Below are 15,168 nucleotides of genomic sequence, written 5' to 3' on the forward strand. Positions count from 1 at the left end.
AATATGAGTTTTTTTGATACCTTTTCAGAAAAAGTTGGATTTATTGCAGAAAAAGTGGATGATAATAAATATTTAGCAGTAATTAAAGATGCCTTTTCCACTTTCATGCCATTTATTATTGTAGGATCATTTGCAACACTTGGTAGATCATTGCTTTCCAGTGAAACAACTGGATTAGCTCAATTTTCACCATTCTCATTTTTGAATGCCATTGATCCAGCGTTTTCGGCGCTCAATTTTGCTACGATGAGTATTATGACATTAGGAATTGTATTTATTCTTTCTACGTTACTTGCTAGACGCAATAAAGGGAATGAATTGCTGTCCGCATTGGTAGCACTGTGTGCCTATGTATCGGTTGTACCTCAAGGAATTATCAATATTATCGATGGTGTTGAGAGTTTGGCAGCAGGACTACCAGCAGGAACGACTAATGCTTCAGGGTTATTTATTGGAATGATATTAACTTTGGTGGTGGTTGAGATGTTCTGTAAATTGAGCGCTGTTGAAAGATTAAAAATTAAAATGCCAGCTTCTGTACCTCAGGCAATTTCAAAATCTTTTAATGCGTTAATTCCTGTTTTTATCACGCTTTTTGCGGTTACAATTTTAGGTCGTCTTTTTTACTTAGGAACAGGGGATTATATCAATGAATTTATCTATCGTGTCTTACAATCTCCGCTAGAAGGTTTTTTCCAAACTTCATGGGGCGTTGTTGCTGTAGCAGTACTTTCTCAAGCCTTTTGGTTAGTGGGTATTCATGGTGGGTTAGTAATATCACCTTTTAGAGCACCAATTATGGCAGCTGCATTAGCAGCAAATATTACTGCTTATGAATCTGGAATGACTCCAGAAAATGCAATAACCATGTCCACATGGAGAGCATTTATTAATATCGGGGGTGCAGGGTTAGTTCTATCTGCAGCTATTGCGTTAATAATAGCATCTAAAAGAGCGGATCAAAGATCAATCGCTAAACTTGGATTTGTACCTGCTATTTTTAGTATTAGTGAACCTTTAGCATTTGGCTTGCCTTTAGTATTAAATCCTATATTTGCAATTCCATACGTATTTAATGCTGGAATATCAACTATTATCACTATGGTAGCTTTTAATTTGGGCTTTCTAACACCAAACATTGTAGATGTTCCATTTGGCTTACCTATAGTAATAAATGCATTTCTAGGCTGGGGAATACCAGGTGTAATTCTACAATTAATAATTATTGTTATTGGAGTTCTAACCTACTTACCATTTGTGTTAGTTTCAAATAAACAAGTTATTGAGGAAATAGCTTGAGTAAAAAAGGAGAGAATAAATAATGTATTTTACTAAAGACTTTTTATGGGGCGGAGCAATCGCTGCAAACCAAGCTGAGGGGGCTTGGGATATTGATGGTAAAGGACCATCGATAGTCGATGTGGCACCTAATGGAATCGGTATCTTTAGTAATGTCGATTTTGAAATGGATCCAGAAAAATATTATCCTAGTCACGAAGCGATTGATTTTTACCATAGATACGAAGAAGATTTAGATTTGATGAAAGAGCTTGGATTAAAGTGTTTCCGTACTTCTATTGCTTGGACAAGGATATTTCCTACAGGCGAAGAAGAGGAGCCAAATGAAAAAGGGTTAGAATTTTATGATAAATTATTTGACGCAATGCTAGAAAGGGAAATCATCCCGGTTGTGACAATTTCTCATTATGAAACTCCTTTACATTTAATAAATAAGTTCAATGGTTGGGAAAGTAAGGAAATGATCCCTCTATTTGAAAAATATTGTAGAGTTATATTTAATCGCTATAAAAACAAAGTAAAGTACTGGCTTACTTTTAATGAAATGAATACCATTCATCGAATTCCCTATGCGTCTGGAGCAATCAGATTAAGAGGAAGTATAGATGACGAACTAAATATTATATATCAAGCAAGCCATAATATGTTTGTTGCAAATGCAATAGCAAATAAATTATGTGAAGAAATCATTCCAGATGCAAAAATAGGGATTATGTTAGCTTTAAGTGGAGTCTATCCATATACGTGTAAACCAGAAGATGTATTCGGTAGTTATCAACTTAGAAGAAGATCTTTACTCTATGCAGATGTGATGATTAGAGGGGAATATCCTGCTTATTTCAATAGAATTGTTAAGGAAAAGAAGCTTAGTTTAGATATTACCACTAAAGAATTAGAAATTATTTCTCAATATCCATCTAAAATGTTGGCATTTAGTTATTATCGAACCAATACTTATGAGGATGGGATGCCTATAATTGGTGATACTGGTGGTATTGGGACACGGGGAAATCCCTATTTGCCACAAACTGAATGGGGATGGGAGGTTGATCCCCTTGGACTGCGATATGTATGTAATGAATTAACTGATCGTTATAATGTACCACTATTTATTGTCGAAAATGGTCTGGGCTGCATCGATGAAATATCAGAAAATGGAGAAATTCATGATAATGCTCGGATAGATTACTTAAATCAACATCTAATACAATTATCAGAAGCTATTGAGGATGGCTGTGATATTATAGGATATACTTGGTGGGGACCTATTGATATAGTTAGTGCAGGTACAGGTGAAATGAAAAAGAGATATGGATTTATTTATGTAGATAAGGATAATCAAGGATTAGGTACTTTAGAACGTAAGAAAAAAGATAGCTTTTATTGCTATAAAAAAATTATTGAAACTAATGGTTCAATACTAAATCAATTTAAAGACACTAAAATCAACAAAAGTATGTAATGACCACAAAAAGTTAGACTTTTTTCGGAGTAGTTGATTCTACTCCGTTTTTTGTGTGTTTAGATTTCCCGTTATTACGCTGCAATTAGAAAACCTTATCAAATAAACAGACAGGCACTTCGGTGAGAATATCTTCCTTTGTCTTTCTATAGTTATCTGATCTCATCTAACTTACCTTTTCTTTCATTCACTTGTGATTGTAATAATCAATATAAACCTCGAAGGCTGTGATACCACTAATTTTGATATTATTCGTGAAAAATTATTAGCGACTACTAAAAGTTGAGTAGAAAATGTTAGCAATGAAGAAGTTATGACTCTTTTAAATACTATCCATCTATATATTTTTAAGCGGCTGGATTATAAAACGGGTTCTTACATATCATTGATTTAGCAGTAAAAGAAAAGTACCAAGGTCAAGGTAAAAAACTGTTCTTGTACCTTGAATAATATACTGTTTAAAATCGAGACCACAGTTTGATTTTAAACAGTAGTAGTCAATGCGAAAAAGCATATAAATTTTATGAGAAAAATAGGTATCCGAAAGATTCCTTCTGCTTTGATAAGATTGTCTAATCAAAGGTAACTAACGTCTGTTTTTAAAAGTGTTCCCTAGTGGAGATAGACCTATTTCTCGGAAGTCAGAAAAATTGTACTCTCAGTGTTCTTCAATGTTCAAGTATATACGAATTTCTAGTTTTAGATGAGACGATATAAACTTATCTCGTTTTTATTATTAAAATAAGTTTTTTTAATATTCTTGATTATAACAGAAGTAGTAGATCCTAAAGAGCAAATTTTGTTTATCTTTTAGTATGCGCTAACATTTTTTTATGAGAAAAGTAAAGTATAGAGGCTTTTGATGACATAATATTTATTAGATATGATTTTTGATAATGCAATTACATTAAGAATAGACTTAGAAAATTATTATTTTGCCTCTGAACCATGTGATGTCAGCCAAGTACGTTTAAAACAACTGAGAGCTAATAAAATAGAGACACTGTTTAAAAAAATTACGGATAGGAGAATAGAAACGTGTCAAACTATTTTTCAAGAAGATTATATGCAAGAATTGACTGAAGAAACATTAGAGTTAATAGATTTAGCTAAAAAGTCTTTTTAGTTGCTTTAGAGTCGACTACAAGGTTTAAACTATATTTGTATTGAAGGAGGTGGAATTGATCAGCCTTAAAAAAGGTAAGCTTTTGGCGAAAGCTCTGTTTGTATCACTAGTAGTTTTTGAATCAATCAACTAACGGTCAAGAACACATTTCTCTAGAAGAATATAACTTACCGTAGAAAAACTACAACAGATTCACAAGGGAAGAGAATGTATAATATTCTGAAAATGTGAAAAATGCTTACTAAATTATAGGAGGAAAAATTTATGAAAATTGAAAATGTCGATATTACAAAATTACCCAAAGTTAATGACAATCCTTGGGGACTAGTTTATGACAATGCTATCACAGAAAATATTGCTGGAGAAGTGAATATTCATCCAATCAGCTATATCTTGAATGGCTTAAAAATTGCTGCGAATGTCTATACGCCTGCGGGATACGATCCAGAAAATAAATATCCAGCATTAACTGTTGCCCATCCAAACGGTTCAGTAAAGGAACAAGTTGCTGGTTTGTTTGCCCAAAAATTAGCTGAAAATGGCTATATTGCAATTGCTGCCGATGCATCTTTCCAAGGAGCTAGCGAAGGGTCACCTCGTATGCTGGATCGTCCATCAAACCGCGTTGAAGACATCCATGGAATGGTAGATGCTTTGTCACTGTTTCCTGGAGTAGATTACGACCGTATGGGTGCTTTTGGCATCTGCGGTGGTGGGGGCTATACGTTACGTGCTGGACAAACAGACAAACGCTTCAAAGTAGTTGCTACATTATCTGCTTTTAATTCGGGACTCGTTCGTCGTAATGGGTTTATGGATTCTGAAGCCAATACAATTCAAGAAAGATTGCAAAAAGCAACAGATGCACGTAATAAAGAAGTGCGCGAAGAAGGCGTTGACTACACTCCAGATTTGAAGGAAATGGCACCAGAAGATGCTGAAAAATTGCCATATGCTTTATATAGAGATGGTTACTGCTACTATGCTGTTGACTATCCACATCCAAAATCAACCTTTGTTTATACAGTTGCCAGCTTAATGGAATTAGCAACATTTGACGCTTCAGTTAATATGGATCTTATCAATGTTCCATTATTAATGATGGCAGGTAAAACCGCTGATACATTTTATCTAACAGAAAAAGCGTATGCTGCTGCAACAGGAACAACGGATAAAGAATTATACTTGATCGATGGTGCCCAACATATTGAAACCTATTGGAAACTAGAATATGTTGAAAAAGAAGCGGCTAAATTGCTTGAATTTTTAGATGCGCGACTTAAGTAAACAAAAGCAAAACCTACTAATCTTAGTATGTTTTGTAAAAATTAACACTAGTGTTGCATAAAAGTATTTTAGAATATTCTGAAAACTGTTTTCTCTGGAAATAAGCCAAAAAAACTGTGCTGACGCAGAGGATGACTTTTTCCAGAAAATTTTTTACCTGTTATTTAGCTGAAAACCAAAAGTGACACGCCATTTTCTTGTTCTCATGTTGGAATCAACTTCTCTAACCAACACTCAAACGGAAGAAACAGTAAATAACGAAAGAATCGTTTGATTTGAAACACAGATTGTTTTGTGTTGGTTTCTACTTTAATAAGAAAGGTTAACAGTGCGGAAATCATGGTTAAAATCAACTGATTATGCACGCCCTGTTCACTTTGAGAAAAAAACGTTTTACTGGTCATGTGTTGTTTGATATGTTTGAAAAACAATTCAATTTGCCACCGAGCGTGGTACATATCCGCTATTTCTTTTGACGTACAGTCCATTCGATTGGTAATAAATTGAAATTCACGTCTACTTTTATCTTGAACAGTAACGAGTCGGAAATTGGCAGTCAGATAAGTCTTAGAACCCAAACGAACCAGTTCATCTCGTAGAATTTCTTTTTCTGGTGATGTTTCCAGTGTTTCTATCAAGTGAACATGGGTGTTCTTTTTGATACGTGTAACGAAGAAGTAGCCGTCCCCATGCATCTGATCCATCTTTTCAAAGTCCAAGTAGCCACGATCAAACACGTAGGTCGCTTCAGGTTTATTCACCAGCAAGGGCAGTTGATTGACATCATGTTCACGGGCATTGGTTAAGGTAAAATCAGTGGGATACATCGTGGCATCGTTCATATAACAGTAGTTTAAGTGTAACTTAACGCCTGATTTTGTTTGGCGAAAAGTCGCCCACTTATGATGCTTCAAACTGAGCGAAAAAGTACTGGAATCAATCAGATACAGACTGTTTCGTTTTGTTGGTCTTGTCTGAGAGTGGATTTTTTCTAAAAGCTGTTGGAAGATTTCTTCTAACACGCTGGAATCAAGTGCATTGAACGCACGTGATAATTGCGTATGACTGATGGTGGTCACGTCGGTTTCTAGTTGAAGTGATTCGTTGATGAGAGACGTACTCAAGTCACGCAAACTCTCTTTTTCTTCATTAATTGCGTAGAGAAAAAGCTTCAACACCGCTTCAAAAGAGAGTTTTTTCCGATATGAATTGTAATTGACAATGAATTGTTTAGCAGAAACAGAAAGATTTTCTACATTTATGGCAGAAAACCATTTATTAAATGCCGAATTTGTTTTATACTTATCCATGAGTTAGTCCTTTTTATTGGTCTTGGATAAGTCATCCGAGTACTAGTATAAAGGATTTTTTTGTTTCATGGAACAGTACAATTTTTAATGCAACACTAGTGAAAAATTAAATAATAAACTGGAGTGAGAAAATATGATAGAACAACCATTTCCATTAGGAGAAAAATCACTGGATAATCCTAATTTTAATAAAGGTGTTTATTTGGAAACGTTAACGGCGGAACCTATTAGAATTACGAATGTTACTTTTGAAGCAGGTTGTCGTAACAATTGGCATATTCATCACAAAGGCGGCCAAGTTTTATTGGTTACTGCAGGTGAAGGCTGGTATCAAGAATGGGACAAACCAGCACAAAAATTAACAACAGGAGATGTTGTCAATATTCCAGCAGAACGAAAGCATTGGCATGGAGCTGCTAAAAACAGCGAATTCGTTCACGTTGCAATTTCTGTCTCGGCAGATGGAGCAACAACTGAATGGTGTGAAGCAGTAACTGATGAGGAATATAACCTATTAAATTGAGGAATGTCAGCCTGCTTCCATAGATAAAAGAGTGAATCGCGGCATACGATACATCTATTTTTAAAATTTATTACATTTACCAAGGAGATTTTAACATGGAACCCTTAATGATCAAAGAACAAGGATCATTTACTGCTGGTGGTAAAACAATTACAGCACCTGGGAAATTTGATTTTAACGATACGCATGGTACGGATGGACAAACAAGACATGGTGACCATGCGTATGTAGAATATCAAGCGCCGATGAATCCCAGTAAATTGCCTTTAATTTTCTTACATGGTGCGGGTCAATCTGCTGCTGGTTGGCAGACGACACCAGATGGCAGAGAAGGTTTTAATAATATTTTCTTGCGAAAGAATTATAGTGTTTATTTAGTTGACCAACCACGCAGAGGGCGTGCGGCTCAAAATATTGTAAAAGCAGAAATTGATCTAGTTACTGATGATCAGCTTTGGTTTAGTAATTTTAGAATCGGTCATTGGCCGAATGTAGATGAAGATATGGCATTTCCCAAAGGCAATCAAAATGTGAAGAACTTTTTGCGGATGATGACACCTGATGTTGGACCATATGATCAAGATGTCATTGCAAAAGCATTTGTGCAAGTTTTCGAGAAAGTCGGAAAAGCTGTATTGATCAGCCATTCTCAAGGTGCTGGTCCAGGCTGGCAAGTTGCCGTTGAAAGTCCAAATGTACAGGGAGTTGTTTGTTTAGAACCAGGGAGTGGTTTTGAATTTCCTAAGGGAGAATTACCGGAACCAATCGAATCGCTTAGTCCTTGGGGAGCTCTTTCAGCTGGTGAGATATCAGATGAGAAATTTAAACGTTTAACGGAAATCCCAATCATTATTATTTATGGCGATAAAGTACCGCGTGAACCAGGAGAAGAATGGCCGGTTGATGCCTGGCGAGCTCGGGCTGAAATGGCGGATAAATGGGTCGGATGTATTAATAAACATGGCGGACAAGCGGAAATTTTGAGGTTACCAGATATTGGCATTAAAGGAAATACGCATTTTTTGTTCCAAGATATAAATAATCAAGAAGTAGCCAATGTCATTGATGATTGGTTGAAAAAAATAATTTGACGGAGGGATAATGATGACAGATAAATTAAGTACTAAACAAATCGATCTAATCACAGTCGCAGTTTATGCAACACTGGGCGCTTTAGACCAGCTTAAACTGGCATTTACTAAAGCTTTAGATAATGGTTTGACGGTGAATGAAGGAAAAGAAGCGATGCTGCATATCTACGCGTACGCAGGTTTTCCGAGAAGTATCAATGGAACCGTCACTTTGATGAAACTATTGGAAGAACGTAGTCAACGAGGAATTATAGATAGAGAGGGAGTTGCTTCACGTAGTCTATCTGATTCAGTCGATAAAAATGAATACGGCGAAAAGATGCGAACTTCTTTAACTGGACCACGTCCAGAACCGGCGTACGCCACATTTTCGCCAGCATTGGATGATTTTTTAAAAGAACATTTATTTGCAGACCTGTTTGCTCGAGAAACTCTTTCTAAATTGGAACGAGAACTTGTCACTATTAGCGTATTAGCGGCAATAAAAAATGTACCGGGGCAATTAAAGACACATACTCAAATTAGTCAAGATCAAGGATTGACAGATGATCAAGTCGAAGAATTCACTCAATTAGTGAATCAATTACTTTAGAAATTTAAAATTTGAAAAGGATGATAAGAATGAAAAAAGTATTGATTATAGGTGCAAATGGACAAATTGCGCGAATTGTTATAGAAAGACTCTTAAAGGAACAAGAAGATACCGAGTTGACACTCTATCTTCGCAACAGTAGTCGTTTGAGCAGCTTAGCTGGCGATCGTGTAAAAGTTATTGAAGGAGATATTGACAACTTAAAGGACCTGAAAACTGTGATGTTAGGCCAAAATATTGTTTTTATAGCCTTTGTTGATCATGATAAAGATAATACGGCTACTAAAAATGTGATTAAGGCAATGAAAGAACAAGGCGTTAAACGCGTAATTTCAACCAACGTCCTTGGAATTTATGATGAAGTACCTGGGGAATACGGTCGCTGGAATAAAGAAGCGATTGCATCTGGCTTACCTTCAGCAATTGGTTCAGACAAACTTCTTGAAGAGTCAGGTTTAGATTATACTACTTTACGTTTGCCGTGGTTAAATGATCGTGACGAAGTGAAATATGTTCTTACTCATAAAAGCGAAGAGTACAACGGAGTATCTGGTTCGCGACAAAGTATAGCAGATGTAGTGGTTCGCATGGTTGAAAATCCAGAGTTCCTTAAAAATGATAGTGTTGGAATAGCTGATGCAGATACACAAGGCGAAGATCGTCCTGTCTATTAATAAAAACTATTTTTGAGATTACTAGCTCGATTTTATATTATATTTGCTTTAGAGACGTTTATAAGATGTAAGCTATAGTTATGAAGAGAAAGAAGAATTTATGAAAGAAAAAATGGTAGTGATTACAGGTGCTTCAAGCGGAATTGGTGGAAAAGCCAAATAGTACAATTGCAGAAAGTTTTGTAGCTGAAGGGACGGATATTAATTAGCTCAGCAGAAGCTGAATTGTCAGATTGAATAGCACAACAATGAAATGAAATTTTTACTTGCCTTGAAGTCCACTTCATGCTGTATGGTTAGTTTTTATCAACAATACTGGAGGATTTTACATGGATATAGCAAGTAAGAAAAGAAAATTGGATATGGTTTTGCCTATCATTTTACTAAGTTATTTTATTATTTTATTGGACAATTCAATCGTATTTACAGGTAGTGTTAGAATTGCGCAAGATTTAGGTTTAAACCAAGCACAACTATCTTGGGTGACCAATGCCTATTCACTCACTTTTGGCGGGTTGTTGTTATTGGGCGGCCGCTCAGGAGATATTTTTGGAAGAAAACGGATGTACAACCTTGGTTTGATTGTTTTTGGGTTAGGTTCCTTGTTTGTTGGTCTAGCTACAAATGCATCTACTATCATTCTTGCACGTGCTTTTCAAGGAATAGGCTCAGCTATTTTGGCACCAACAACGCTGGCTCTGCTCTTGGATAATTATCAAGGAGAAGCGCGTACTAAAGCAGTCGCAGCTTATGGCGCGACTGCAGGGATAGGTGCTTCAGTAGGATTGATCATTGGTGGCGTATTGGCCAGCATGTTCAGTTGGCGGGATGGCTTTTTTATCAATGTCCCTGTTTGTTTATTGATGCTGATTTTATCTGCAAAGTTTATTAAAGAGCGAGATCGTTCAGCGGGTAAAATTGATATTTTTGGTTCGGTTGTATCGGTTATTGGAATGATTAGTTTAGTTTATAGCATCGTTGGTGAACAATACAATCTTTTGATATTTTTTATAGCTGTTTTATTTATTGGCGTATTTATTTGGTACGAAGCACGAGTGACTTCACCCATTTTGCCATTATCGCTATTTAGTAATCGGGAACGAGTAGGCGCCTATATTGCTCGATTTACTTATCTGGGGGCCATGCTCAGCTTATGGTTTTTAACACCTCAATTTATGCAAAATTATTTTGGCTATACCCCTTTAACTGCTGGAATTGCTTTTTTCCCACTGTCATTATCGATTTTTATTTTCTCTTTACCGGTCTCTTATCTGACAAAGAAATGGGGAAATGCTAAATTAATGGTGATTGGCTTGTTTATTACATTTGTGGGACTGGCGAGTTTGATGTTGTTTAACAATCAATCTAATTATTGGCTGGGGATTGCACTGCCGATGGCAATAGCTGGCATGGGACAAGGTTTTTCTTTAAGCCCGCTGACTTCTTCAGGCATTGCTGATACAACGGAAGATGAAGCAGGTGCTGCTTCAGGCGTTGTCAATATGGTTCACCAAATCGGCGGATCAATTGGCTTGTCTATAATCATTTCATTGACAAGTGCTTCAAGAAATATAGTGGCGCAATATCATTATCAAATGATGATTGCGACGATTTATATTTTGATTTCATTTATTGCTGCCATTATTTTTATTTATCCAACAAGCAAAAATAAGAAGAGATAACAGCACCTAACATTGATGCATTTATGTAAAGTTGTTTATTTATTACCATATAAGATGTAGAAACTATGTTGAAATGAAACAATAATCTGTAAGAGAAAGAAGGGAACCTAAATGAAGACCATTATTAAAACTGTGTTATTAGCTTCTACTGTATTTGTTTTAACTGCATGCACTTCTGATGAGCAACAGGAAACAACTAATTCGATTAGTACCGGAAATAGCCAAGATTTTATATCTGAAGAACGGGATCCAGAGCGTACATTGATTGTTTATTTCTCGATGCCAGAGACAGGAGGAGTAGATGCAGTTGCTGGCTCTAGTCGCGTAGTCACCGATGAAGATGAAGTGCTTGGAAATGTTCAACAAATGGCTTACTGGATCGAAGAGCAAACGGGTTCTGACGTGTTTCAAATAAATACTGTAGATGCATATCCGGGAGACCATGATGAATTAGTTGCTCAAGGAGAAGCTGAAAATGAAAATAATTTTCGACCTGAAATTGCTGATCAAATCGAAAATTTAGAAGATTATGACACTATTTTATTTGGTTATCCAATATGGGTATACGATCTTCCAAGTGTAGTCTATAGTTTCTTAGAGGATACTGACTTTTCAGGAAAAACTATTATTCCATTCAATGCCCATGGCGGCAGCGAATTTACCGGAACAAGAGAAGCTATTGCTGAACTGGAACCAAATGCGACTGTTGAAATCGACAATGGCTTAACGATTTCAAGAAATGATGTACCTAATGCGCAACAGGAAGTAGTAGATTGGTTAACAGATATAGGATATTGATATTTGAGTTTATCTCATCATAAATAACTTCCAGGGATAAAAGATTTATGAGTGGTTTGATTTAGTCAGTAAACTGGCTGTTACACAAACGAATTGAAAGGGGACGAAATAAAAGGAATTCTCAAAAGCTGCACATGGAAGCAAAAATGATAAACGAATTTTTCTTAACGCCAGTAAAAATGCAGATGGAAAGACTACACTCTTGGCGAAAGAACTTTTTGGAGATTTACCGTATAAACAAGTGAATTTGGCTGAATATGAAATTCCACAAGTCGGTAAAGGAACTGGAGATTATGAATACATTTGGAACCCAATAAAAACTGCAGATATTCCGTTAATTAGTACACCAATCTATTGGTCGGATATGTCGGGTTATTTAAAAACCTTTATTGATCATTTAAGTGTAAGCGAAGAATTAAAAGATGCTGATTTGTATGTGATTGCTCAAGGATCGGCGACAGATCAAAATGCGGCACTCACCACTATATACAATACTTTGAATCATGTAGCTTCACGATTTGGAATGAACTTTGTTGGGATAGCCTCTATGGAAGATGAAGTTTCGCAATTGAATGAGGTATTGCACCATAAAATGAATTGAAATTGCAAATTAAATAAAAGTATTTATTTTTTCGAAGTGATAATGAACGAAATTTGAAGGATAACAACCAGCTGATACAAGACAGGAAAGAAGGAAAAATCATGCAAACATGGTTAATTACAGGATGTTCTTCAGGAATAGGTCAGAGTATTGCAAAAGCAGTACTAGAAAACGGGGATCAGGCAATTGTAACCGCTAGAGACAGCACAAAACTAGACAGTTTGGTCAAAGCGTATCCAAAGACAGCTATTGCACTGAATTTAGATTTGAATCAACAAACTAGTATGCAACGTGCTGTAGAAGAAGCAACACAAAAATTTGGCAGAATAGATATTTTAGTCAATAATGCCGGCTACAGTTACCGAGGAGCTGTTGAGGAAGGGGAAACTGAAGAAGTAGCGAGGTTGTTTCAAACCAATTTTTTTGGCCCTGTTGAGCTTATAAAATTGGTATTGCCACAAATGCGAAAAAAAAGAAGCGGAGCCGTTATTAACATTACCTCAATTTCTGCCATTAAAGGCATTGTAGGCTCAGGATATTATGCAGCGGCTAAATCAGCTTTAGATAGTATCAGTGAGATTCTTGCAATGGAGACAAAATCTCTTGGAATAAAAGTGATGACTGTTGAACCTGGAGCTATTCGCACTCGTTTTACTGGAGACTCTTTAAAAGGTAGCGATATTTTTATTGATGACTACAAAGAAACAGCTGCTAAAAATCGGAAAGAAAATCTTATCGATCCGCATGGTCAAATCGGTGATCCTGATAAAGTAGGTCAAATCATTGTAGAGATGATCCAAAAAAACGATTATCCAAGAAGGCTGTTATTAGGCAGTGATGCCGTTTCATTTGCAACAGAAGTCTTTCAGGAAAGATTAAAACAAACAGAAGAGTGGAAAAGAATTAGTACCCAAACAGATTACGAGTAAGAAAACCATTAAAAATCCAGCAAATTTTTATCTTCCTTGTGGTATGGTAAAAATGATGCTTCTATATAACACAATTTTTTGTTTTATATAAGGGTGAGCTGGAAATCTGATGAGATTCTAATTTTGAAAATGAAGCCGAACGAAACAGTTTAGAACCTTTGATTGTCTGTGATAAGATAGCTTCAACTATTTAAGTATATCTATCATGTTTTACCGATTTTATTACTAAGTGAAAACAATTAAGAATAGGGGATGAATAGGATGGAAAAGGTCATAGAAATTTCTGACAAAATATGGCAAGCTTTAAAAGAAGCTGATGCCGATAAATTAATGGATTTAGTTCACTCAAATGCAGTCTTTGTGCATATGGGTGTCACTCTAACAAGAGACGAAGAAATAGATGTGCTAAAAGCAGGGAAAATTATCTACAAAGATGTAAGTTTCAAAGAAAAAAGCATTCACGAATTCGATACGCTGGTTGTCTTATTAAATCAAGTAAAATTGACAGCTATTGTAGATGGTCATGAAGTAATCAATCCCTTTGTAGTTACTGAGGTCTATACAAAAATAAATGAGAAACTGAAGTTGGCTTCTTTTTCGTATACAAAAATCAATTATTGATAGCAGCAATAATAAGCAATAGAAAAAGATAAATGCTTGCACTGGAGCTCGCTTTAATAAATTCAATCAAAAAACTTTCACTAAAATTTCAAGTATATCGCTTGCTATAAAGTTCACTCTAAGGTGTATACTTTAGTCAGCAAATAGAAGAATCATAGAAAATGAAACACTTTAAACAAAAAATAAAATGAAAAAGAAGTCGTTAATATGCAAACAATCAAGTTGAATAATGACGTTGAAGTCCCTATTTTGGGCTTTGGAACTTACCAAATCACAGACCCACAAGAAGCTGAAGATGCAGTATTTGAAGCGATAAAAGCAGGTTATCGTCATATTGATACTGCCCAATCCTATATGAATGAGGAAGCTGTGGGAAAAGGCATCGTTAAATCAGGTATTCCTAGAGAAGAAGTCTTTGTAACAACTAAGATATGGGTAGAAAATGTCTCTTATGAGGGCGTGAAAGAATCTTTTCAACGCTCATTAAATCGTTTGGGACTAGAATATATCGATCTATTGCTCTTGCATCAACCTTTCAACGATGTATATGGCGCTTGGCGAGCAATGGAAGAACTGCAGGAATCTGGAAAGATTCGTGCTATCGGTATTTCTAATTTTGCGGTAGATCGTGCGGTAGATTTAGCAGAATTTAATAAAGTTGTTCCACAAGTGAATCAAATCGAGATTAATCCTTTCCAACAGCAAACAGCCAATATTGCAGCATTGAAAGAAGAAGGAATCAGTGTCGAAGCTTGGGCACCGTTTGCGAAAGGTAAAAATGATATTTTCAAAAATGAGATCTTGACTCAAATTGGAAAAAAATACAATAAATCAGTTGCACAAGTAATTGTCCGTTGGTTAGTAGAGCAAGATATTATTGTTCTCACAAAATCGGTGAATCCAAGTCGCATGGCACAAAATATAGATGTGTTTGATTTCTCTTTAAGTGATGGTGATAAAGAAAAAATTGCAGCCTTAAATGAAGGAGAAAGTCAGTTTTTCTCTCACTCTGATCCCCAAATGATCAAATGGATGGCCAGCCGAAGAATAGATGTTTAAAAATAGTAACTTATGACTTGCTCAAAAAAGCTTAGGATTCTATAAATCTTAAGCTTTTTTGTATGTTTTTCTTGCTATAAACTGGACTATATGGTGTATGATTTTAATTGAATT

At 35.8% G+C, this 15,168-nt stretch carries 15 protein-coding genes; 14 read left to right on the forward strand and 1 reads right to left on the reverse strand.

What is annotated here, in order from left to right; all coding sequences use genetic code 11:
• Positions 1-3: 3 nt before the first annotated feature.
• From ACWODM_RS12730 to ACWODM_RS12745, 4 genes are all read left to right on the forward strand, one after another.
• Positions 4-1,299: a PTS sugar transporter subunit IIC gene (locus ACWODM_RS12730; protein WP_455321745.1), complete on the forward strand. Its 1,296-nt coding sequence runs from the start codon at positions 4-6 to the stop codon at positions 1,297-1,299.
• 22 nt (positions 1,300-1,321) lie between these two features.
• Entirely contained in the window at positions 1,322-2,761 is a 1,440-nt protein-coding gene (locus ACWODM_RS12735) for a glycoside hydrolase family 1 protein (protein WP_455321746.1), read from the forward strand.
• A gap of 883 nt (positions 2,762-3,644) precedes the next feature.
• Positions 3,645-3,887 carry a hypothetical protein gene (locus ACWODM_RS12740; RefSeq protein ID WP_455321747.1) on the forward strand — a complete coding sequence of 81 codons (243 nt, stop codon included), beginning with the start codon at positions 3,645-3,647 and terminating at the stop codon, positions 3,885-3,887.
• Positions 3,888-4,151: 264 nt separating this feature from the next.
• A complete protein-coding gene (locus ACWODM_RS12745; RefSeq protein ID WP_455321748.1) occupies positions 4,152-5,174 on the forward strand; it encodes an alpha/beta hydrolase in 1,023 nt (340 codons plus the stop codon).
• 203 nt (positions 5,175-5,377) lie between these two features.
• Here the strand turns inward: ACWODM_RS12745 and ACWODM_RS12750 are convergent, their stop codons facing one another.
• On the reverse strand, positions 5,378-6,484 hold the full coding sequence (locus ACWODM_RS12750) for an IS4 family transposase (protein WP_455321749.1): 1,107 nt from the start codon (positions 6,482-6,484) through the stop codon (positions 5,378-5,380).
• A gap of 133 nt (positions 6,485-6,617) precedes the next feature.
• Between ACWODM_RS12750 and ACWODM_RS12755 the strand changes: the two genes are divergently transcribed.
• The 10 genes from ACWODM_RS12755 to ACWODM_RS12800 all read left to right on the forward strand — a co-directional run bounded on the left by ACWODM_RS12755 (position 6,618) and on the right by ACWODM_RS12800 (position 15,054).
• Complete coding sequence (locus tag ACWODM_RS12755; protein ID WP_455321750.1) at positions 6,618-7,007, forward strand: cupin domain-containing protein; 390 nt, start codon at positions 6,618-6,620, stop codon at positions 7,005-7,007.
• Between the two features lie 95 nt (positions 7,008-7,102).
• Entirely contained in the window at positions 7,103-8,098 is a 996-nt protein-coding gene (locus ACWODM_RS12760) for an alpha/beta hydrolase (protein ID WP_455321751.1), read from the forward strand.
• 10 nt (positions 8,099-8,108) lie between these two features.
• Positions 8,109-8,690, forward strand: coding sequence for a carboxymuconolactone decarboxylase family protein (locus ACWODM_RS12765; RefSeq protein WP_455321752.1), 582 nt, complete (start codon positions 8,109-8,111; stop codon positions 8,688-8,690).
• 29 nt (positions 8,691-8,719) lie between these two features.
• Positions 8,720-9,364 (forward strand): NAD(P)H-binding protein, encoded by a 645-nt coding sequence (locus ACWODM_RS12770; RefSeq protein ID WP_455321753.1) that lies wholly within the window; start codon positions 8,720-8,722, stop codon positions 9,362-9,364.
• Between the two features lie 329 nt (positions 9,365-9,693).
• Positions 9,694-11,046 (forward strand): MFS transporter, encoded by a 1,353-nt coding sequence (locus ACWODM_RS12775; RefSeq protein ID WP_455321754.1) that lies wholly within the window; start codon positions 9,694-9,696, stop codon positions 11,044-11,046.
• 111 nt (positions 11,047-11,157) lie between these two features.
• Positions 11,158-11,844, forward strand: a complete 687-nt coding sequence (locus tag ACWODM_RS12780; protein WP_455321755.1) for a flavodoxin — start codon at positions 11,158-11,160, stop codon at positions 11,842-11,844.
• Positions 11,845-12,001: 157 nt separating this feature from the next.
• On the forward strand, positions 12,002-12,445 hold the full coding sequence (locus ACWODM_RS12785) for a flavodoxin family protein (RefSeq protein WP_455321770.1): 444 nt from the start codon (positions 12,002-12,004) through the stop codon (positions 12,443-12,445).
• Between the two features lie 101 nt (positions 12,446-12,546).
• On the forward strand, positions 12,547-13,374 hold the full coding sequence (locus ACWODM_RS12790; RefSeq protein ID WP_455321756.1) for an oxidoreductase: 828 nt from the start codon (positions 12,547-12,549) through the stop codon (positions 13,372-13,374).
• A gap of 261 nt (positions 13,375-13,635) precedes the next feature.
• Positions 13,636-13,995, forward strand: coding sequence for a nuclear transport factor 2 family protein (locus ACWODM_RS12795; protein WP_455321757.1), 360 nt, complete (start codon positions 13,636-13,638; stop codon positions 13,993-13,995).
• A 207-nt stretch (positions 13,996-14,202) separates the two neighbouring features.
• Positions 14,203-15,054: an aldo/keto reductase gene (locus ACWODM_RS12800; protein WP_455321758.1), complete on the forward strand. Its 852-nt coding sequence runs from the start codon at positions 14,203-14,205 to the stop codon at positions 15,052-15,054.
• Positions 15,055-15,168: the final 114 nt, after the last annotated feature.

It is taken from the genome of Enterococcus olivae (genome assembly GCF_053760925.1).